Genomic DNA, 20,829 nt, shown 5'->3' with positions numbered 1-20,829 from the left:
ACCGGGCGGGTCGTCCGCGAGTCGGGCACGCGGGACGGCTTGGTTACCATCGGTCGCGGCGTCGGCAGGGGAGATGAGATGACCAGGTTCGTGGTGGTGGGTGGCGGCATCGTCGGGCTCGCCGTGGCACACCGGCTGATGACCGACCGGCCCGGGGACCAGGTCACCGTGCTGGAGAAGGAGGCCGGCTGGGCGGCCCACCAGACGGGGCACAACTCGGGCGTCATCCACGCCGGCGTCTACTACAAGCCGGGCAGCCTGAAGGCCACCATGTGCAAGGCCGGCAGCGCGTCGATGGTCGAGTTCTGCGAGCGGCACGGGCTCGCGTACGACATCTGCGGCAAGCTGATCGTCGCCACCGACCCGGAGGAGCTGCCCCGGCTGCACGCCCTGCACGAGCGGGCCACGGCCAACGGCCTGCCGGTGCGGCTGATCGAGGCCGCCGAGGCGGCCGAGTACGAGCCGCACGTCGCGGCCGTCGCCGCGCTGCACGTCGCCTCGACCGGCATCGTCGACTTCGGGGCGGTCTGCCGCAAGCTCGCCGAGCTGCTCGCGGCGGGCGGGGCGGAGCTGCGCACCGAGACCGAGGTCACCGGCGTGGCCACCCGACCCGAGGGCGTGGTGGTCAGCACCACCAGGGGCGAGGTGGTCGCGGACGTCCTGGTCAACTGCGCCGGTCTGCACGCCGACCGCATCTCCCGGCTGGCCGGGGTGTCCACGCCGGTGCGGATCGTGCCGTTCCGGGGCGAGTACTACGAGTTGGTGCCGCAGCGCCAGGGCCTGGTGCGGGGGCTGATCTACCCGGTGCCGGACCCGCAGTTCCCGTTCCTCGGGGTGCACCTGACCAAGATGATCGACGGCAGCGTGCACGCCGGCCCGAACGCCGTGCTGGCGACCGCCCGCGAGGGCTACTCCTGGGGCCGGATCAGCCCGCGCGACATCTGGGACGAGCTGACCTACCGGGGCCTGTGGGCACTGGGCCGCCGGCACTACCGCTACGGGCTGACCGAGGTGGCCCGGTCGCTGTCGAAGAAGCGGTTCGCGGCGAGCCTCGCCCGGCTGGTGCCGGAGCTGACCCCGGCGGACATCGTCCGGGCCGGCGCCGGCGTCCGCGCCCAGGCGATCCTGCCCGACGGCGGTCTGGTGGACGACTTCCTCATCGTCGAGGCGGACCGGCAGGTGCACGTGCTGAACGCGCCCTCCCCCGCCGCGACCAGCTCGCTGGAGATCGCCCGGCACATCGTCTCCCGGCTGCCGGTCGACGCGCCGCGCTGACCCGACGGCACCAGGGCGGGCGGCACCGGTCCTGGATGCGCGCCGGGGCGGACGGCGACCTCCGGCCCGGAGGGTTCGGGGCGGCGAGCCCCGGGCCCGCACAGAACGGGCGGCACCGGTCCAGGACGCGCGCCGGGGCGGGCGCGGGGTGGCCGGTCAGGCGGGCGTGGCGTCGGTGGCCGCCGCGCGGGGCCGGGGCACGCCGGCGCCGGCGCCGAGCCCGGTGGCCACCGCCTCGACCAGCGTGTCCAGGTACGCGTCGGTGAGCGGGGTCCGCGCGATCGCCAGCCGCCAGTAGAGCGGGCCGACGATCAGGTCGACGGCCGCCTCGGGGTCGGTGTCGGGCGGCAGCTCGCCGCGCTGCACGGCGCGGCCGATCAGCCGGCCGCCGATCTCCTGCTGCCGCGCCCGCAGCAGCTGCTGGAGGGTCTGGTCGATGGTCGGGTTGCGGGCCGCCTCGGCGAGCAGGTCGGGGATGATCTGCGAGGCCAGCGGGTGCCGCAACGCGTGCGCCACGACCTGGAAGAGCAGTTGGAGGTCGCCGCGCAGGGTGCCGGTGTCCAGCGCCGGCAGCTTGCCGGTGGCCGCCGCGGCGACGATCTCCAGCACCAGTTCGAGCTTCGAGCTCCAGCGCCGGTAGATCGCGGTCTTGCTCACCCCGGCCCGACGGGCCACCGCCTCGATGGAGAGCCGGCCGTAGCCGACCGCGGCGAGCTCCTGCATCAGCGCGCGGCGGATCGCCGTGGTGATGTCGTCCCGCAGCACCGCCGCGCCGGCCGGCGCCCGCCTCTTCCCGGTCGTCACCTGGAGCTCGTCTCGGCTGTCACGAGGAACAATGTAGCGCAACGACGGTACGGTTGCGTCCCGACGTGTTTCGGACTACTGTCCACGCAGCGGCGAGGCGGCGCTCCCCGCTTGGTTCCATCGTCGCGCCTCATCCGTCGTCACGAAAGATCGGAGCGCCCATCCCATGGCCAACACCGCGCTGGCCGACCCCGACTCCGGCCTCACCCAGGCGCAGCTGGCCGCCCGCCACGGGCTCCGGGTCGCCGGCGAGCGGCCGCCCCTGGGCGAGTACGCCCGGCGGCTCTGGCGCTACCGGCACTTCATCGCCGCGTACGCCAACGCGAAGCTCGTCGCGTCGTTCAGCAACGCCCGGCTCGGGCAGCTGTGGCAGGTGCTCACCCCGCTGACCAACGCGGCGGTCTACTACCTGATCTTCGGCGTGGTGCTGAAGCAGGACAGCATCCCGAACTTCATCGCCTACCTCTGCACCGGTCTGTTCATCTTCAACTTCACCCAGACCGCCGTGCAGAACGGCACCCAGTCGATCACCGGCAACCTGGGCCTGATCCGGGCGCTGCACTTCCCCCGGGCCTGCCTGCCGCTGGCCGTCACGGTCACCCAGTTCCAGCAGCTCCTCGGCTCGATGGTGGTGCTCGTCGCCATCGTGCTGGTGACCGGCGAGCCGATCACCTTCGCCTGGCTGCTGCTGGTCCCGGCGATCATCCTCCAGGCGGTCTTCAACGCCGGGCTCACCATGACGGTGGCCCGGATGGGCGCGAAGCTGGCCGACCTCAAGCAGGTCATGCCCTTCGTCCTGCGCACCTGGATGTACGGCTCCGGCGTGCTCTACAGCGTGACGCTCTTCGAGGAGCAGTTGCCCGCCTGGGCCAGCAAGCTGGTCGAGTTCAACCCGGCGTTGGTCTACATCGAGCTGGCCCGCGTCGCGCTGCTGGAGCAGGCGCCGCTGCTCAGCTCCTCCGTGCTCCAGCTCTGGCTGGCCGCGGCGGGCTGGGCGATCGTGATGGGCGTCGGGGGTTTCATCTACTTCTGGCGGGGCGAACAGGAGTACGGCCGTGGTTGAGCAGTTCGAGTCGTCCAACGACGTGACGGTGACGCTGCCCCGGGTCCAGGACCGGGTGCCGACCGTGGTGGTCGACGACGCGCACGTGATCTACCGGGTGCACAAGGGCGGCGGCGGGGGCGGCGGGCCGGTCGGCGCGCTCAAGCGGATGGTCAGCCGCACCTCGGCGCCGAACATCCGGGAGGTGCACGCGGTCAAGGGGGTCAGCTTCACCGCGTACCGGGGCGAGGCGATCGGGCTGATCGGCAGCAACGGCTCGGGCAAGTCGACCATGCTGCGGGCGATCGCCGGCCTGTTGCCGGTCAACCGCGGCGCGGTCTACACCCAGGGGCAGCCCTCGCTGCTCGGCGTGAACGCGGCCCTGCTCAACGACCTCTCCGGCGAGCGCAACGTGGTGCTGGGCTGCCTGGCCATGGGGATGCCGCCGGCGGAGGTGCAGCGGCAGACCCCGGAGATCATCGAGTTCTCCGGGATCAACCAGCGGGGCGACTTCGCCTCGCTGCCGATGCGCACCTACTCCTCCGGCATGGCGGCCCGGCTGCGCTTCTCCATCGCCGCGGCCAAGAAGCACGACGTGCTGCTCATCGACGAGGCGCTCGCCACCGGCGACAAGGGCTTCCGCAAGCGCAGCGAGCAGCGGGTGCGGGAGCTGCGGGAGAGCGCCGGCACGGTGTTCCTCGTCAGCCACCAGCTCTCCTCGATCAGGGACACTTGCGAGCGGACGATCTGGCTGGAATCGGGCGTCCTGCGCATGGACGGCCCGACCGACGAGGTCCTGCGGGCGTACGAGGCGTTCGCCAACGGCAAGTAGCGCGCCGGACGGCATCGACGGAGATGCCGTCGGACCGCGTCGTCCCGTTGGGGCGGCGCGGTCGGCGCGTTAAGGTTCATCCGGTCGCCGCGCGGGCGGAACCGTCTGTTCACGCACCCCTGAGAGTGAGGATTCGGCAATGACGCAGGACCACACCACTGGCCCGGACGCCGCACCGGAGACCCCGGCGCCTTGGCGGCCCTCGCGGACAGTGGCGGTGGTGCTGGCCGGCGGCACCGGGACGCGGCTGGGTCTCGGCATCCCGAAGCAGCTGCTGAAGATCGCCGGCAAGCCGATCATCGAGCACACCCTGGCGGTCTTCGAGGCCGCCCCCGAGATCGACGAGATCATCGTGCTGATGGCCACCGGCCACGTCGCCGAGGCCCAGCAGATCGTCGACAAGGCCGGCTTCCGCAAGGTCACCAAGGTCATCGAGGGCGGCGACACCCGAAACGCCACCACCCGGATCGCGCTGGACGCGGTCGGCGAGGGCGACTGCAACATCCTCTTCCACGACGCGGTGCGGCCCCTGGTCAGCGGCCGGATCGTCCGGGAGTGCGTGAACGCGCTCTGGACGTACTCCGCGGTCGACGTGGCCATCCCGTCGGCCGACACGATCATCCAGGTCGACGAGGACGACTGCATCACCGACATCCCGGTGCGCTCGTCGCTGCGCCGCGGCCAGACCCCGCAGGCGTTCCGCTCGGGCACGATCCGCGAGGCGTACCGGATCGCCGAGGGCGACGCCCACTTCGCCGCCACCGACGACTGCGGCGTGGTGCTGCGCTACCTGCCGGGCACGCCGATCAAGGTCATCGACGGCTCCGACGAGAACATCAAGGTCACCCACCCGGTCGACGTGCACCTCGCGGACAAGCTGTTCCAGCTCGCCGCCGCGCAGGCCCCCCGGGTCACCGACCACCGCAGCTACACCGAGGAGCTGACCGGCCGGACCATCGTCATCTTCGGCGGCAGCTACGGCATCGGCCACGACCTGGCCGAGCTGGCCCGCCGCTACGGCGCGCAGGTCTTCCCGTTCAGCCGCTCCAGCACCGGCACCCACGTGGAGCGCGCCGCGGACGTCGAGGCGGCGCTGAAGACCGCCTTCGAGGCCACCGGCCGGATCGACCACGTGGTGGTCACCGCCGGCATCCTGGAGAAGGGCGCCCTCGTCGAGATGGACGAGGAGACCATGGACCGGGTGCTCCAGGTCAACTTCGTCGGGCCGGTCATCGCCGCCCGCCAGTCGCTGCCCTACCTCCAGCAGACCAAGGGTCAGCTGCTGCTCTACACGTCCAGCTCCTACACCCGGGGCCGCGCCCAGTACGCCCTCTACTCCTCCACCAAGGCGGCCCTGGTCAACCTCACCCAGGCGCTCTCCGACGAGTGGGCCGAGTTCGGCGTACGGGTCAACTGCATCAACCCCGAGCGCACCGCGACCCCCATGCGCACGAAGGCGTTCGGCGAGGAGCCGGAGCACACCCTGCTCGCCGCCGAGACCGTCGCCCAGGCCTCGCTGGACGTGCTGATCTCGGAGCTGACCGGTCAGGTCATCGACGTGCGCCGCGCGCCGGGCGAGGTGCCGGCCCAGCCGGTGCCGGGGCAGGCCGAGCGGGCCGCCAGCCCGGCCAGCGCCGGCTGACGCGGGTCTCGGGCCACGGCGGGGAACGGAGCCGACATGCGTGGTGACCTGGTCCGGAAGCTGATCGCCCGCGCCCTGGCCACCGGCCTGGCGGTGCTGGCGTTCCTCGTCGTCGCGCTGACCGGCGCGACCGGCTGGGGGCTGGGGCTGGCGGTGGCCGCCCTCGCGGCGGCCGCCTGGGAACGGCGGGTCCGCCCGGGCGCCGACAGCGTCGCCGAGACCGCGCTGGTCGCGGCGGCGGTCCTGGTCGGGTACGCCCGGCGCCTCGACGCCGGTTTCGACCCCGCGCTGGCCGCGACGGCGCTGGTCCTGCTGGGGCTGGTGCTGCTCGTCGGGCCGCTGCGGGACGCCGGCGGCCTGGAGGTGCGCGCCGCGAACCTGCCGGTGCGCACCTGGACGCCCCTGGTCGCCGCGCGCCTCGGCGACGCCCTGCTGGGGCTGCTCGCCGTGGTGGCGGCGGCCGCCGCGGCGACCCTGCCGGCCGGTGTGGCGCTGGCCGCCGTCGCGCTGGTCGCCGCCGGCGCCGGGGCCGTCGGGCTGGACCTGGCCCGGCGGCGGTTCCGGCCGGGGGCCGGCGGGTCGGCGGTCTCCCGCGCGCTGCGCCGGCACCAGCCCGAGTTCCTGCTCCACTTCTCCGCCCCGCCCGGCTCGGAATACCAGGTCACCATGTGGCTGCCGTACCTGGAGCGGATCGGCCGGCCGTTCCTGGTCATGGTGCGGGAGCCGGAGTTCCTGTCCACCGTCGCGGCGGCCACCACCGCGCCGGTGGTCTACTGCCCGACGACGAAGGCGATGGACGAGGCGCTGGTGCCGAGCCTGCGGGTGGCGTTCTACGTCAACCACGGCGCGAAGAACAGCCACTGCATCCGCTTCACCCAGCTCACCCACGTCCAGCTGCACCACGGCGACAGCGACAAGGCCCCCAGCGCCAACCCGGTCTCGGCCATCTTCGACCGGATCTTCGTCGCCGGTCAGGCCGCCGTCGACCGGTACGCCCGCGCGGGCGTGGACATCCCGGCGGAGAAGTTCGTGGTGGTCGGCCGGCCGCAGGTCGAGTCGATCGAGGTCCGCCCGGAGCCGGTGCGCGGCCTGCCGAACCCCACGGTGCTCTACACGCCGACCTGGACGGGCCACCACGCGGACGCCAACTACTGCTCGCTGCCGGTGGCCGAGACGCTGCTGCGCCGGCTGCTCGACCGGGGCGCGACGGTGATCCTGCGGGCCCACCCGTACACCTCGCAGAACCCGGCCTCGGCGCGGCAGCTGGGCCGGCTCACCGAGCTGCTGGCCGCCGACCGGGCCCGTACCGGCCGGCAGCACGTCTTCGGCGCCGCCGCCACCCGCGAGCTGACCCTGACGGAGTGCGTGAACCGTTCGGACGCGCTGGTCTCCGACGTGTCCGGGGTGATCTCCGACTACCTCTACTCCGGCAAGCCGTACGCCGTCACCGACATGGGCGACGAGGGCGACCGGTTCGCCGAGCGGTTCCCGCTGGCCGGCTCGGGCTACGTGCTGCGCCGCGACATGTCCAACGTGGACGAGGTGCTGGCCGCGCTGCTCGACACCGACCCGCTCGCCGCCGCCCGCTGGGCCACCCGGAGCCGCTACCTGGGCGACTTCCCGGCCGAGTCGTACGCCGAGGCGTTCCTGGACGCCGCGCGGCGGCAGCTCGACGCGGACTGGAACCCGCCGACGCCGCGCGCCGTCGGCGGGACCGGCCTGCCGGTCGAGCCGGACGGGGCGACCCTCCCCGCCACCGCCTGACCGGCCGCCGCCTCGCGGGTCAGCGGTACGGGTCGACCAGCTCCAGGACGGCCTCGGGGGCCTCGACGTGGGCGTTGTGGCCCAGGCCGGGCAGGGTGGCGACCGGCACGCCCAGCTCCTTGAGCTGGGCGTCGGTGACCATCGGGTCGTGCTCGCCGCGGGCCAGCAGCACCGGCACGTCCGTCGCCGCCAGCAGGGTCGGCAGGTCCGGCTCCCCCACCCCGAACGCGGCGGGGTCCATCGCCAGCCGCCAGCGGCCGTCGACCTGCCGCAGCCCGGCCTCGACCACGGGGTGGTCCGGCGCGAGGAGCCCGGTCAGGCCGGCCACCCGCAGGTACCGGCGGGCCGCCTCGTCCCGGCTGGCGAACCAGGTCACCGGTCGGGCGGCCAGCTCCCCGGCCTTCGCCAGCTCGGCCGGGGACCAGACGGCCTTGATGCCGAGCCCGACCACGGCGTCGACCGGCAGCCCGGCGCGGCGGGCGGCCAGCGCCAGCCCGACCACGCCGCCGAGGGAGTGCCCCAGCACGACGAGCCGGTCCCCCGCCGCGAGCCCCGCGGCGATCCGGTCGGCCAGCCCGGCGAACGAGTACGCCGGCAGCGGCGGCGACCAGCCGTGGCCGGCGAGGTCCGGCGCCAGCCATCGCCCCGCCCACCGGCGCTCCAGCAGCGGCGCCCAGGGCAGCCACACGTCCCCGGTCGCGCCCATGCCGTGCAGCAGCAGCAGGACGCGCCGGCCGTCCCGGTCACCCGATTCATCGACCATAGGCCGCAGTGTGCCACCCGCCGTACGCCCCGGCGAGGGCCGTGACCCGGAGACGACATCGGGCGCCGGCTCCCGGGGTGGGGAGCCGACGCCCGACGGGTGTCTTTCTCAGGCGGAGTAGCCGCGGGTGGCGGCCCAGTTCGCCAGGGCGATGGTGGACATCCAGTACGACGCGGTCGCCGGGTTCGCCGAGTCGGCGATCTTCACCAGCCGGCCCTCGTCCTGGTAGCCCACGACGGCGATGTAGTGGCCGCCGGGGAACGAGTGCCAGCCGCCGTCGGTGTCCGTGGCGCTGCCGGCGACGTTCACCACGACGCCCCGCCCGTCCGTGATGGCGGCGACGACGTCGGCCTGGAGCTGGTCCATCTGCGCCGGGGTCGCGGCACCGCCCGGGATCATCCGGGTCCGGTACGGGTCACCCTTCACCGTCGCGTTCAGCACCCGGGTGGTGTCCTCGGCCGAGTCGGTGCCCATCTCGTCGGTGCCCAGCTGGGCACCGAGGGCGTCCTGGCTGCGCGCGATGCCGGCGGCGCTGAGGGCGTGCCGGACGGCGGCCGGACCGCAGTTGTAGAAGGTGGTCTGGGCCTGGTAGTCGTAGTCCAGGGACTTCGCCTTCGGCGGCTTCGGCGGCTCCGGCTTGCGGGTCAGGTCCGGGTTCGGGGCGGCGCTGGTGGCGCTGGCCGACGGAGCGGCGCTGGACGCGGCCGGGGCGCCGGTCGACGGGGCCGCCGCGACGCGGGCGTCGCCGCGCGAGGCGACGGTGCCGTCCCGCAGCTCGCTCACGGCCACCGGGGCCTGTGCGGCGGCGGGTGCCTCGTCGGTGCCGGCCAGCAGCGCGCCGGTGCCCGACGCGAGCACGAGCGCCGCGGCCGACGCGGCGGCCACCTGGTACGGACGCTCGGACGTGAGGCGACGGAGCTGTCGCTTGAGGTGGTGCTTCACGGTTTCCTCCACGGGCTCGGGGGGTGAGCGGCCGCCGGTCCGCGCAGGGGGGACCGACCGCGCGGACGGCGTCCGGCGGTGGTGGACCACTCAGGGGATGCGCCCGGGATGCCGGGCGACGGGCGGTGACCGGTGGGTCAGCTCGCGGCGTGCGGTCGGGCGAGCGCGGGCACCGCGGCGCCGTGGAGGCGCCGGAACGACCGGGGGGCGGGTGGGTGCTGCACGGGGATGGAACTCCTTCCGACGCCGCCGACCGGGTTAGCTGACGGATTCGGGCGGGAAGAACGCCCTACCGTGGGCCGTGGCCCGCGGATTCACCCCGATGTTGCACTGGGTCCCCGGCTCGCCTGTTCACGATTAGGCGGGTCGGCGCGGCGTCGCCTCTTGCGATCGGGTACCGCACCGGACGGGCCGACACTACTGGTCGGCCCGCGCCCTGCCAACCCGCTTCCACCTGCTTAAACCTTGATCGAGGGACTTTTTTTGCGGTCAGTTCGGCACTGACGCGACTCAATGGGACGACCGTTTCCCGACGCACCTTGCGTCGACAACCGGACGAGCGACGGACATCGGCGCGGAATCGTCGGCGGGAATCGGCCGGGCCGCGCCGGATGACCGGTTCGGCACCGCTATGACCGGCGTCACGAAATTGCCCCGGCGGTTCAGCCCACCCGCGCGGGCCGCCAGCGCGCGGCGAGCGCGGGCCGACGCCCGGCGGACACCGGCCGGGCCGCCGGGAGCCGGCCCGGCCGGAGCTGGACCGCCGCCGCGTACGCCTCCCCGGCCAGCGCCCGCGCCGCCTCGGCGGCCAGGTCGGCGTCCCGCCACGCCAACCGTTCCCGCTCGGCGGCGGCCCGGTGGTCGGCCCGCCTCGCGGCGCGTACCGCCCGGGCCAGCGCGATCTCCTGCTCGACCGGGTGTCGGCGGGGATCCCAGCCGGCCCGGCGGCCGAACACCTCGCGAAGTTGGCGGGTGGAGAGGTCGCCGCGCCAGTGGGCCGCCACCGCCGCCTGGTGCAGCCAGCGCTCGCGGGCGGCGTACTCGGCGGGGGTGCGCGGGGTGCGCGGGGCGGGCAGGGCGGCGGCCCCGGTAAAGCGGCGGGCGGCGGTCTCCGCCTCGTCGTACGCCCGCCAGGCCCGGTCGGCCTCCTCCTGCGCGGCGAGCCAGTCGGCCCGCCGCCGCCGGGCGGTGCGGGCGGCCCGGCCCGCCGCGACGGCCACCTCCTCGGCGTAGCGGCGCAGGTCGGCCGCCTCCGCCTCGGGGTCGACCGCGGGCGGGGCGACCGGCTCGCCGTCGGGACGGACCCGCTCGGGGCGGGCGACCAGCACGGCGAGCACGGTCAGGGCCAGCAGGAGCAGGGCGGACCAGATGGCGACGGCCCGCGGCACCTCGATCAGGAACTGGTAGACGACGGTCTCCATGGTCGGCACCTCACGGGGAGCGAGTGCGGCAGCGGGGCGCACCCGGCGCCCGGATGGCGGGGCGCGGCGGTGCCACGTCCCGCCGCCGGGACGGGTGCGGGTGGTGGAGGGCGGAGGACGGGCGCCTTTGCCAACGCCTGCGACAGCGGAAGGTGCCCTTCCTACGCCGTTGCGGCGGGTGCGGTCGCGGGGCGCGTGCCCCGCGGGGCGGTGCGGATCACACGTGCGGCGGGCCCCGGGGGCCGACTGTCCCCGGGGTGTGCCCGGCCGGCGCGGGGACCGGGCCGACGGTGACGGCCCCGGCGGCTGCGCCCGGGTCGGCCGGAGCGGCGGGGTGGCCGGGGCCGGTGGCGGCCCGGTCAGCGGCGGCCCGGTCGGCGGCGACACCGTCGGCGACGACGCGGTGGTCGGCGACGACCACGGGCGGGTCGGCGGGTGCCAGCGTGACGGGGAGCGCCGGGGCCGGGGGCGCCCAGGTGTGAGCCGGGGGCGCCCAGGTGTCGGTCGACGGCACTCCGGCCTGGGCCGAGACGGCGGGAAGGGCCCCGGCGCCGACGGCGAACGCGACCGCGACGGCGAGGCCGGTCAGCAGCCGCGCGGCCCACCGCGCCACCCACCACAGGGGACAGGTGAGCGCGACGGCAAGCACGCGACCACGCTACCGCCGATGCCGCCGGTCCGCATCGCCGCCGGGCGTGTCCCGGGTGCGGCGGTCTCGGCGGCCCTCCGGCCCGGTGCTCGGCGCGTCCGGCCGTCCACCCCGGACCGCACGGACCAGGGTGGACGGGTGGTCCGGCCGCCCAGGTGGTCGACCTGGGCCGATGGACGCGGTCGTTTTACGCCCGGGGGCGCGGCCGGCCGGCGGTCGCAGGGGACTCGACGTACGCCGGTCGGTGGTCCGCCTCCGGCTCGGCGTGCCGGGGGCGCGGCACGACGCGCCCCCGCGCCCCCGGCACGGCCGGCGGTCGCTGCCGCGCGTCGGCCACACCCTCGACCGGCGGCGTCGGCCGGGCCGGGCGGCGCGGGCCGAGCAGCCGCATCATCGGCGTCTCGACGAAGCGGTGCAACGCTCCGGCGAGGGCCAGGTTGACCAGCAGGAAACCGAGCACCGCGGCCAGCCCCCACCAGCCGCGGTACCCGACGCCCCAGTCGCCGGTGAGCCGGAGCACGGTCACCATCACCAGCACGTGCACCAGGTAGAAGGCGAAGGAGACCTCGCCGAGCCAGACCATCGGCCGGGACCGCCACGGCGACCGCCGCCCGCGCACGTCCGCGTCCGCCGCCGCGGTGATGACCAGGATGTACGCCACCGAGAGCAACGCCGCCCACAGCTCGGCGCGTACCCACTGCGCGGCGACCACCCAGGTGGCCACGAAGACCAGGCTCGCCACCGGCAGGCCCGGCCCCCGCCACCGGCCGCGCCGCATCAGCTCGGCGGCGGCCACGCCCATCCAGAACTCCAGGGACCGGACGGGCGGGAATATCTGGGTGAACCACCAACGGCTCTCCTCGGGCACCAGGGCCTGGGCCGGCCAGAGCGCCAGGATCAGCAGCGGCACCGCGACGACCACGGTCCACAGTGCCCACGGCCGGGCCCGGCGGAGCAGCGGCAGCGCCAGCGGCAGGCAGAGGTAGAAGAAGAACTCGCAGGACAGCGACCAACTGACCGTGTTGATGCTGTAGAACGCGCCCGGCCGGGGGTCCCACGCCTGGAGCAGGAAGAGGTTCTCCACCGCGACGACGCGGTCCACCGGGTCGGCGAACCAGGCCGCGACCAGCAGGGCGAGCGCCCACAGCGCCACGTGGCTGGGCCAGATCTTGGCGATCCGGCGACGCCAGAACGCCCGGCGGGAGTCCGTCGGCCGGGCCGACCACACCAGCACGAAACCGCTGAGGATGAAGAAGAACTGCACGCCGGAGAGGCCCAGGGTGAAGACCCAGTTCACCACTGCCCGGTGGTCCGGCTCGGCGATGATCCCCATCGTGCCGGCGTGGAAGCCGAAGACGAGCAGGGCCGCCACCCAGCGCAGCCCGGTCAGCGAGGGCAGCCGACCGGCCGGGGGCGCGGGCCGGGCCTCCGGCGCGACGGTCGCGGCCCCCGTCATGCCGGTGGCCCGGCGGTCCGCAGGGTCACCAGCACGTACGTCTCCTCCTCGGCCGTCGGCGGGCGGCGCAGGACGGCCCGCGGCGGCCTCCGGTCGGCGCCGCCGCCGGGCACCCTACCCGCCGCCCCGGATGTCCCCCGGCGTCCCCGTCCACCGCGTGACGGTTCCGTCCCTCCGCGTGGCGGAGTGACGCGCGTCTGTGCCGGGGCCGGCCGGTGGCCTAATATTCCGTGACCCGGAGGTGACGAGAGGCGGGGACGGATGCACCAGCGGATCCTGATGCGGGCGAAAAAGGGCCCGTTCGACGTCTACTCCCCCGAGGAGGCCTTCGAGGGGAACTGGATCGGCGAGAACAACGGCAACCTCGTCTTCAGCCACGCCGCGCACAAGCTGCTGCAGACCAGCACCACCGAGATCACCCCGACCGAGTTCAAGGTCAACCCGCGCGACGCCGACATGATCAACGAGCGGTACGACGTCTACGTCATCCCGCTCGCCAACGCCTTCCGGCGCAGCTACGCCCACCGCATCGAACTCATGACGAAGCTCGTCGAGCGGCTGAAGATCCCGGTGGTGGTGCTCGGGGTGGGCGTGCAGACCGACGTCAAGGGCGACCGGGAGTACCTGCGCCCGATCGACGACGCCGTCACCCGCTTCGTCCGGGCCGTGCTCGACCGCTCGCACAGCATCGGCGTACGGGGTGAGATCACCGAGGGCTACCTGCGCACGCTGGGCTTCTCCGCCGTCGACGTGATCGGCTGCCCGTCGATGTTCCTGCACGGCGACAGCCTGCGGGTGGAGAAGCGGAAGGCGGCGCTGGCGCCCGACGACCGGCTCGCGCTCACCGTCTCGCCGTACGTGAAGTCGATGGCGAAGATCATCGCCCGGCACCACGAGCGGTACCCGAACCTGCGCTACCTGCCGCAGGACCTCAAGACGCTCGGCACCCTGCTCTACGGCGACGCCCCCGACGACCGGGGCAAGTCCAGCGCGATCCCGATCCACACCTCGCACCCGCTGTTCACCGAGGACAAGGTGCGGATGTTCGTCGACCCCTGGACCTGGATGGACTACCTCTCCGGGTTCGAGTTCGCCTTCGGCACCCGGATCCACGGCACCATCACCGCGCTGGTCGCCGGCACGCCCGGCTACCTCTTCGCCCACGACTCGCGCACCCTGGAGCTGGCCCGGTACTTCGACATCCCGCACCGGGTGATGAAGGAGGTGCCGGCCGACGTCGACGCCGCCCAGCTCTACGACGAGGCGGACTACACGGCGCTCAACGACGGCCACAAGGCACGCTACGAGACCATGCTCGCCTTCCTCGCCAAGCACGACCTGGGCAATGCCTTCGCCGACGGCGACAGCGCCGCCCGGTTCGACGCGCGGGTGCGGGCCACCACGTTCCCGCCGGCCGTGCGGCCGGCCAGCGCGACCGCGCCGGACGTGCTGCTGGAGCGGATCCAGTGGCTGCGGGACCGCAACGCGGAGCTGCACCAGGACGCGGAGACGCTGCGGGAGCAGCGCCTGCGCACCCGGGTCAAGCGGGTGGTGGGCGGCCCGGTGAGGCGCATCCTGAACCGTTAACCCCGTGCTGGGCGGCTGTTCAGTGACTCCACCTTCGCCGGCAACGTGAGGTTCCGGGGCCGTCCATCCGCGCGGTCGATGGTGTCGGCGTGGTCATTGAGCCGACGCAAGCACCGCTGCTGAGCATCGTCGTGCCCGTGTACGGCGTCGAGCCGTACCTGTACCAGTGCCTCGAGTCGATCCGCGCCGACATCCCGGCCGGCGAGGCGGGCGCGGTGGAGCTGATCGCGGTGGACGACGCCTCCCCGGACCGCTGCGGGGAGATGCTGCGGTCGTACGCGGCCGGGCGGGTCGACATCCGTACCGTCCACCTGACCGACAACGTCGGCCTCGGGCTGGCCCGCAACGCCGGTCTCGACGTGGCCACCGGCGCGTACGTCTGGTTCGTCGACAGCGACGACTGGCTGCCGCCGGGCACGATCCCGGCGGTGCTGGACCGGTTGCGCCGGGACCGGCCCGACGTGCTGATGCTGGACCACCTGCGGGTGCACGAGGGCGGCCGGCGGGAGGTCGACGCGAGCAGCCACCTGCTGCGCGGGGTGCCGGGCGTGGTCCGCCTCGCCGACCGGCCGCAACTGCTGAGGGTGCAGCACACCGCCTGGAACAAGGTGGTCCGCCGCGGGTTCATGGCCGAGCTGGAGCTGCGCTTCTTCCCCGGCTGGTACGAGGACATCCCGTTCAGCCACCCGCTGCTGATCGGCGCGGAGCGGATCTCCGTGCTGGACCGGGTCTGCTACCTCTACCGGCAGGGCCGGCTCGGCGCGATCACCTCCACCCGCAGCCGCCGGCACTTCGACGCCTTCGACCAGTACGAGCGGCTCTTCGACTGGCTGGACCGGCACGCCCCGGACGACCGGCTGCGGGCCGAGCTGTTCACCCTGATGATCAGCCACTACCTGGTGGTGGCGGGCAACGACGGCCGGCTGCACCCGCGGCTGCGCCGCGCGTTCTTCCGCCGGGTCGCCGAGCACTACCGCCGCTACCTGCCCGACGCGGGCTACTCCCGCCCCGCCGGCGTCGCGGGGCTCAAGCACCGCCTGGTCGGGCGGAACAGCTACCTCGCGTACGCGGCGCTGCGCCGGGCCCACCGGGCGGCGGGCCGGGTGCGGGGCCGGCCCGTCCCGCCGGCCCTCCCCTCGCCCGAGGCCGGCCAGGCGGGGCAGGCCACGGAGACCGGGCAGGTCGCGGAGACCGGGCGACCCGCGACCGGGACGGCGGCGGACCAGACCACCGCGATGGCGAGCCGCCGATGACCGGGCTTCCGACGACCGGGCTTCCGACGACCGAGCCTCCGGTGGCCGGGCCGCTGCGGCCGGCAGACAACGGCGACCTGCACCGGATGCTGCTCTGGCGCAACCACCCGCAGGTGCGGGCGGTGAGCCTGACGAGCCACGAGATCGGCCTGGTCGAGCACACCGCCTGGTGGGCGAGGGTCCGGGTCGACCCGGACCGGCGGGTGCTGGTGCACCTGCACGACGAGGTGCCGTCCGGCATCGTCACGTTCTCCGGGGTGACCTCACCGGAGCGGGCCCTCACCTGGGGCTTCTACCTCGACATCGACGGCCTGGACGCCCGGGGGCAGTTGCTAACGGCGTGGCTGTCGCTGGAGCGGGCCGCCATCGCGTACGCCTTCGACACCCTCGGGGCGGAGACGCTGGGCGGCGAGACGCTGGCCGCCAACAAGCCGGTGCTGGCCCTGCACCGGCGCTTCGGATTTCGCGAGGTCCGGCGCTACGAGCGGGACATCGACGGCACGCCGCACCAGGTGGTGTGGACGGAGAAGAGCAGAGGAAGATGACGGCGACAGTCAAGATCGGCCCGCACGCGGTCGGCCCCGGCGAGCGGCCCCTCGTGGTCGCGGAGATGTCCGGCAACCACAACGGCAGCCTGGACCGGGCGCTCGCCATCGTCGACGCGGTGGCGGCCAGCGGGGCGCACGCGCTCAAGCTCCAGACGTACCGGCCGGACACCATCACCATCGACGTGGACGCCCCCGCGTTCCGCCTCTCCGACGGGCACGACCTGTGGGGCGGCGAGCGCCTCTGGCAGCTCTTCGAGCGCGCCCACACCCCTTACGAGTGGCACGCGCCGATCTTCGAGCGGGCCCGCCGGCACGGTCTCACGGTGTTCTCCTCGCCCTTCGACGCGACGGCGGTGGAGCTGCTGGAGGAGCTGGACGCGCCCGCGTACAAGATCGCGTCGTCGGAGCTGGTGGACCTGCCGCTGATCCGGCTCGTCGCGGCCACCGGCAAACCGCTGGTCATCTCCACCGGGATGGCCACCGTCGGCGAGATCGACGCGGCCGTCCGCGCAGCCCGGGAGGGCGGCGCCGGCGGCATCGTGCTGCTCGCCTGCACGGCGTCCTACCCGGCGCCGCCGCAGGACAGCAACCTGCGCCGGCTGCCCGTGCTGGCCGACACGTTCGGCCTGCCGGTGGGCCTGTCCGACCACACGCCGGGCATCGGCGTCCCGGTCGCCTCGGTGGCGTTCGGCGCCTGCCTGATCGAGAAGCACGTGACGCTGCGCCGCGCCGACGGGGGCGTCGACTCGGACTTCTCGCTGGAGCCGGCGGAGCTGACCGCCCTCACCGTCGAGTCGGAACGGGCGTGGGCGGCGCTGGGCGGCACCGCGATCGGGCCCACCCCGACCGAGCGGGAGGGGCTGCGGTTCCGCCGGTCCCTCTGGGTGGTCGAGGACGTCCGGGCCGGCGACCCGGTCACCGCGGCGGTCGTGCGCTCCATCCGGCCGGCCGGCGGGCTCCCCCCGGCCGACCTCGACCGGGTCCTCGGCCGCGCCTTCACCCGGGACGTGCCGAAGGGGACGCCGCTGAGCTGGGACCTCGTCTGAGGCCACCCGCACCGCGAAAGGAGGGGGCCCGGTCCGCACGGACCGGGCCCCCTCCTCATGCGGACGCCCGGACGGGCGCCGGCTTCCTCGTGCGACCGCCCGGGCGGGGCGCCGGGGGTACGGGATCAGTCGGCGACCGTGACCAGCCGGACGAACTCGCGGAGCAGGTCGTGGCCGTCCCAGACCGGCGCGAAGGTCAGCGCCGCGCCGAACGGCACGATCCGGTCGATGCCCCGGCCGCCGAGCCGCCGGGCGAAGTCGACCAGCTCGGACCGGGTGAACCCGAAGTGGGTCAGCGTCTGGTCCCGCCGGCGCACGAACGGCGCCAGCTCCGTCAGCTCTCCCAGGGTGACGAAGCCGAACGTCCCCGCGCCGAGCCACTCCCGGGGCGCCGCCGCCGGCCCGTCCAGCTCTAGGGTGGCGACGAGGTTGTCGTGGAACACCATCCGGGCCACTCCCCCGTCGGCGGCCAGCCCGTACGCGCCGACCCGCTTCTCGACGGCCATCGCCGCGTCCACGTCCCAGCCCCGCTCCCGTACGGCCACGCCGAGCAGCGCCACGAACTCGGCCCGGACGGCGTCGGCGCGGCGGGCGTCGCCGACCAGGAAGACCGCCCGGGGCGACGCGCAGGCCGCCTGGTCGAACCAGTAGGCGTCGTTGGCGAACCGCGCCACGGCGTCCCGCCGGGCGGCGAGCGGGGCGGCCTCCCAGCCGGCCACCGACAGCACCGCGAACGACGAGCGGTCGGGGAAGGTGAGGTCCCGCGCCGCGGGGGCCAGCGGGTGCCGGCGCACGGCGGTCACCGCCCGGTCGCCGCCCCAGACGACCCGGACGTCGCAGCCTGCGCTGAGCCGGCCGGTCACCGCGTCGTCGTGGCCGTACGTGACCATGCGCTGCGTGCGGCCCACGACCGGGTCGGCGGCGTCGAGGCTGTCGTTGAGCACGTCCAGGATCGCGTCGGCCGCCGCCGCCGAGCGGGGCGACACCCGGACGACGTTGGTGTTGCCGGCCAGCGCGGACAGCGCCCAGGAGTAGACGAAGATGGTGTCCACGTTGGCGGGCGGGATGTGGAACACCACGCCCCGGGGGAAGGCGAGCACGCCGTCGTCGAGCCCGGCGTGCAGCCGCTCGACGCCGCGCAGCAACTCCCGGCGGCGCAGGAAGAACCCGAGCGAGCCCAGCTCCGGATGGCGGCGGGCCAGCGCCGGGGCCAGCAGCCGCCGGGAGACCGAGGTCAGGAAGTCCACGATCCGCTCGTCGCCGACGGTCAGCGGCGGGTCGGCGGCCGGGGGCAGCAGGTCGTCCACCGGCACCTCCGGCCCGGCGGGGAACCTCATCCGTACCGTCATGCCTGACCTCCGACGTAGGTGTCGCTGCAACCCCGGGCCTCGGCGCGCGGCAGCCGGCCCAGCACGCTGAACCGCTTGCCCGGCCAGTGCCCGTCGTCGACGCCGTGCACCACCCCGAGGTCCTCGGTGAGCAGCACGTTGCCCGGGTAGGAGGTGGGCAGGGTGCTGAGCACCTCGATCACGCCGGGCGTGCCGATCGGCGCCTCCCGCCAGGTGACCGGGTCGCGGACGATGACGTCGGCGAAGTCCGGGCAGTAGAGGGAGCCGCCGTCGGGCCCCTCCAGGAAGACCGTGCCGATCTGCTCGACCATCCCGTAGAAGTTGTGGATCCGCTCCAGGCCGGTGTCCGCGCCGAGCCGGCGGCGGAACTCGGCGTTGTCCACCGCCTGGTCGGCGAGCTTCTTCCAGCCGCCGGAGTGCACCAGGATCCCGTTCGACAGGTCGAGTCCGTGGTCGCGGGCCACCTCGTAGAGGTAGCGCCAGACCATGAAGGTGAAGCCGAAGACCAGGAACGGCGCGTCCCCGTGCCGGGCCAGGAAGTCCTTGAGCGCCGCGGCGTCCGGCCGGTCGTCGGCGTCGAGCAGCCACAGGTGGTCGCGGCCGAAGTTGACCATGCCGAGCGCCCCGGCGCCGCGCGCCGAGTAGGAGCGCCGGTCGCCGACCACGCCGGCCCGGTCCACCACCACCATCGGCAGCCGGCGCGGGCCGAGCACGGCGCCCAGCGTGCGGGCCAGCATCCGGGACTGGGTGGCCGCCGCCTCCCGGTCCAGGTGGATCCGGCTGACCTCGCCGGTGGTGCCGCTGGAGGTGAGCACCCGGATCACCTCGTCGTCCGGCACGCTGGCCAGCTTGCGGGTCTTGAACAGCCGCACCGGCAGCCAGGGCAGGTCGGCCAGCGTCTCGACGTCGCCGTCCGCGCCGCCCAGGGCGTCCAGGATCCGCGCGTACGGCGGGCAGTGGCGCCGGTGGTGGGCCAGGAGCCCGACCAGTTCGTCGCGGAGCCGGTGTTCCTTCTCGGGCTGGGTGAGCGTGAACACGTCGGTCAGCACTGTGCCTCCAGCGCGCGGTAGTCGGGCTTGCCCGTCGGGGTCAGTGGGAGGGCGTCCACGCCACGCACCTGGACTCCGGACGAGTGGGTGCCCAGCGCCTCCGCCACCTCGGCGCGGATCCGGGCGAGCCGGTCGGCGTCGGCGCCCTCGGCCACCACCACCAGCCGGTCCGCGCCCGCGATCGCGGCGACCGGCCCGTGGTGGCCGAGGGACCGTTCCACGTCGTCGAGGTTGACCCGGACCCCGAACACCTTGGCGATCCGCTTGATCCGGCCGGTGACGTGCAGGAACCCGTCGGCGTCGAGCCGGCCCAGGTCGCCGGTGGCGAGCACGCCGCCCAGCTCGTCGGGGCGGGCCAGGTCGGCCGCCGTCTCGGCGTAGCCCATCATCACGTTGGGTCCCCGGTAGACGATCTCGCCGGTCCGGTCGGGCGCGGTCGTCTCCGTGCCGTCGTCGGCGCGGACCGACAGCGCCCCGCCGGGCACCGGCAGCCCCACCGAGCCGAGCTTCTCCGGTAGCCGGTCGGGCGGCAGCACCGTCATCCGGGCGGTCGCCTCGGTCTGCCCGTACATGACGAAGAGGCGGCCGGCCACCTCGGCCACCCGGCCGTGGAAGTCCGCCACCAGCTCGGGGTGCAGCCGGCCGCCGGCCTGGGTGAGCGTCCGCAGCCGTTCGTGCCGGGCGGGCGCGAAGCGCAGCCGGCGCAGCATCTCGTACTGGTAGGGCACGGCGGCCAGGGAGGTGACCCGGTGCCGGTCGACGGCGGTCCAGAACTCGCGGGAGGTGAGGCCGGAGCGCTCCAGCAGCACGGTGGCGCCGGCGTGCAGGTGGCTGGTGAGCACCGACAGCCCGTACGTGTAGTGCAGCGGCAGGGTGGTGGGGGCCACCTCGTCGCCGTCGATGCCGAGCGCGGTGGCGATGGCCGCCGCGTTGGCTCGCACCGCCGCGCCGGAGAGCCGCACGAGCTTCGGGTTGCCGGTCGAGCCGGAGGTGGTCAGCAGCAGTGCCAGGTCGGGGTGGGGCGCGGGTCCGGCGGGCCCGGTGCGCCGCCAGGCCGGGCCGAGGCCGACCGGGCCCGCCTCGTAGCCGTCGACCGGCTCCGGGCCGGTGAGCAGCACGGCGGGGCGGAACCGGTCGACCAGCTCGCGCAGCGCGCCCGGCGCGATCTGCGGGTCGAGCAGCGCGACCGCGCGGCCGGCCTGCCAGGCCGCGAGGATCCGCAGCACCGCGTCGATCTCGGCGGGGGCGGCGGCGAACACCACGCCCGGTGGTTCCCGGTCGAGCAGCGCGGCGAGGTCGGCGACCCGGGCGGCGAGTTCGGCGCCCCCGACCTGCCGGCCGGTCGCCGCGTCCACCAGCCGGGCGTCGGGGTGCGGCAGACCGGCCGCGTCGGGGTGCGGCAGGCCG

General features: G+C 74.6%; 18 protein-coding genes and 1 riboswitch. Of the genes, 9 read left to right on the top strand and 9 right to left on the bottom strand.

All coding sequences use genetic code 11. The annotated features are described in order from the left end of the window. Window positions 1-78 precede the first annotated feature (78 nt). Window positions 79-1,275: an L-2-hydroxyglutarate oxidase gene (gene lhgO / locus ACZ6O2_RS15125; RefSeq protein ID WP_466023235.1), complete on the top strand. Its 1,197-nt coding sequence runs from the start codon at window positions 79-81 to the stop codon at window positions 1,273-1,275. A 156-nt stretch (window positions 1,276-1,431) separates the two neighbouring features. Here the strand turns inward: lhgO and ACZ6O2_RS15120 are convergent, their stop codons facing one another. Beyond that, entirely contained in the window at window positions 1,432-2,040 is a 609-nt protein-coding gene (locus ACZ6O2_RS15120; RefSeq protein WP_466023279.1) for a TetR/AcrR family transcriptional regulator, read from the bottom strand. A 205-nt stretch (window positions 2,041-2,245) separates the two neighbouring features. Here ACZ6O2_RS15120 and ACZ6O2_RS15115 point away from each other — a divergent pair, with 205 nt between their 5' ends. From ACZ6O2_RS15115 to ACZ6O2_RS15100, 4 genes are all read left to right on the top strand, one after another. Further along, window positions 2,246-3,142, top strand: coding sequence for an ABC transporter permease (locus ACZ6O2_RS15115; protein ID WP_466023234.1), 897 nt, complete (start codon window positions 2,246-2,248; stop codon window positions 3,140-3,142). After that, entirely contained in the window at window positions 3,135-3,953 is an 819-nt protein-coding gene (locus ACZ6O2_RS15110) for an ABC transporter ATP-binding protein (protein ID WP_350706519.1), read from the top strand. Before ACZ6O2_RS15115 ends, ACZ6O2_RS15110 begins: the two co-directional genes overlap by 8 nt. A 139-nt stretch (window positions 3,954-4,092) precedes the next feature. Further along, window positions 4,093-5,595, top strand: a complete 1,503-nt coding sequence (locus ACZ6O2_RS15105; RefSeq protein WP_466023233.1) for a D-ribitol-5-phosphate cytidylyltransferase — start codon at window positions 4,093-4,095, stop codon at window positions 5,593-5,595. Between the two features lie 36 nt (window positions 5,596-5,631). Continuing rightward, entirely contained in the window at window positions 5,632-7,359 is a 1,728-nt protein-coding gene (locus ACZ6O2_RS15100) for a CDP-glycerol glycerophosphotransferase family protein (RefSeq protein WP_466023232.1), read from the top strand. A 19-nt stretch (window positions 7,360-7,378) separates the two neighbouring features. On the opposite strand, the gene ACZ6O2_RS15095 is transcribed toward ACZ6O2_RS15100, so the two are convergent. The 5 genes from ACZ6O2_RS15095 to ACZ6O2_RS15075 form a co-directional block, all read right to left on the bottom strand. Continuing rightward, the gene (locus tag ACZ6O2_RS15095; RefSeq protein WP_350706525.1) at window positions 7,379-8,122 is read right to left on the bottom strand and encodes an alpha/beta fold hydrolase; all 744 of its coding nucleotides are present in this window, start codon (window positions 8,120-8,122) and stop codon (window positions 7,379-7,381) included. Window positions 8,123-8,230: 108 nt separating this feature from the next. Next, window positions 8,231-9,076, bottom strand: a complete 846-nt coding sequence (locus tag ACZ6O2_RS15090) for a C39 family peptidase (RefSeq protein WP_350706526.1) — start codon at window positions 9,074-9,076, stop codon at window positions 8,231-8,233. A gap of 220 nt (window positions 9,077-9,296) precedes the next feature. After that, a riboswitch (cyclic di-AMP (ydaO/yuaA leader) is annotated at window positions 9,297-9,438 on the bottom strand. A 288-nt stretch (window positions 9,439-9,726) separates the two neighbouring features. Next, window positions 9,727-10,485 carry a hypothetical protein gene (locus ACZ6O2_RS15085; RefSeq protein ID WP_466023231.1) on the bottom strand — a complete coding sequence of 253 codons (759 nt, stop codon included), beginning with the start codon at window positions 10,483-10,485 and terminating at the stop codon, window positions 9,727-9,729. Between the two features lie 217 nt (window positions 10,486-10,702). After that, entirely contained in the window at window positions 10,703-11,134 is a 432-nt protein-coding gene (locus ACZ6O2_RS15080) for a hypothetical protein (RefSeq protein WP_466023230.1), read from the bottom strand. A 187-nt stretch (window positions 11,135-11,321) separates the two neighbouring features. Continuing rightward, on the bottom strand, window positions 11,322-12,590 hold the full coding sequence (locus tag ACZ6O2_RS15075) for an acyltransferase family protein (RefSeq protein ID WP_350706532.1): 1,269 nt from the start codon (window positions 12,588-12,590) through the stop codon (window positions 11,322-11,324). 261 nt (window positions 12,591-12,851) lie between these two features. Between ACZ6O2_RS15075 and ACZ6O2_RS15070 the strand changes: the two genes are divergently transcribed. From ACZ6O2_RS15070 to pseI, 4 genes are all read left to right on the top strand, one after another. Then, window positions 12,852-14,177 (top strand): polysaccharide pyruvyl transferase family protein, encoded by a 1,326-nt coding sequence (locus tag ACZ6O2_RS15070; protein ID WP_350706534.1) that lies wholly within the window; start codon window positions 12,852-12,854, stop codon window positions 14,175-14,177. An 89-nt stretch (window positions 14,178-14,266) separates the two neighbouring features. Next, on the top strand, window positions 14,267-15,430 hold the full coding sequence (locus ACZ6O2_RS15065; RefSeq protein ID WP_466023229.1) for a glycosyltransferase family 2 protein: 1,164 nt from the start codon (window positions 14,267-14,269) through the stop codon (window positions 15,428-15,430). A gap of 41 nt (window positions 15,431-15,471) precedes the next feature. Further along, window positions 15,472-15,975 carry a GNAT family N-acetyltransferase gene (locus ACZ6O2_RS15060; protein WP_466023278.1) on the top strand — a complete coding sequence of 168 codons (504 nt, stop codon included), beginning with the start codon at window positions 15,472-15,474 and terminating at the stop codon, window positions 15,973-15,975. Next, the gene (pseI, locus tag ACZ6O2_RS15055; RefSeq protein ID WP_393452402.1) at window positions 15,972-17,024 is read left to right on the top strand and encodes a pseudaminic acid synthase; all 1,053 of its coding nucleotides are present in this window, start codon (window positions 15,972-15,974) and stop codon (window positions 17,022-17,024) included. Before ACZ6O2_RS15060 ends, pseI begins: the two co-directional genes overlap by 4 nt. 125 nt (window positions 17,025-17,149) lie before the next feature. Here pseI and ACZ6O2_RS15050 read toward each other — a convergent pair whose 3' ends face one another. The 3 genes from ACZ6O2_RS15050 to ACZ6O2_RS15040 are packed head-to-tail and all read right to left on the bottom strand — an operon-like array spanning window position 17,150 to window position 20,825. Continuing rightward, entirely contained in the window at window positions 17,150-18,373 is a 1,224-nt protein-coding gene (locus tag ACZ6O2_RS15050; protein ID WP_466023228.1) for an acyl-CoA reductase, read from the bottom strand. Beyond that, window positions 18,370-19,422: a LuxE/PaaK family acyltransferase gene (locus tag ACZ6O2_RS15045; RefSeq protein ID WP_350706541.1), complete on the bottom strand. Its 1,053-nt coding sequence runs from the start codon at window positions 19,420-19,422 to the stop codon at window positions 18,370-18,372. Before ACZ6O2_RS15045 ends, ACZ6O2_RS15050 begins: the two co-directional genes overlap by 4 nt. Further along, window positions 19,416-20,825 (bottom strand): AMP-binding protein, encoded by a 1,410-nt coding sequence (locus tag ACZ6O2_RS15040; RefSeq protein WP_350706695.1) that lies wholly within the window; start codon window positions 20,823-20,825, stop codon window positions 19,416-19,418. The genes ACZ6O2_RS15045 and ACZ6O2_RS15040 overlap by 7 nt, the downstream gene beginning before the upstream one ends. Between the last annotated feature and the right edge of the window lie 4 nt (window positions 20,826-20,829).

It is taken from the genome of Micromonospora sp. NPDC048040 (assembly GCF_055587185.1).
Note: the sequence above shows the minus strand (reverse complement) of the source record. Positions and strands in the feature narration are given on the sequence as shown.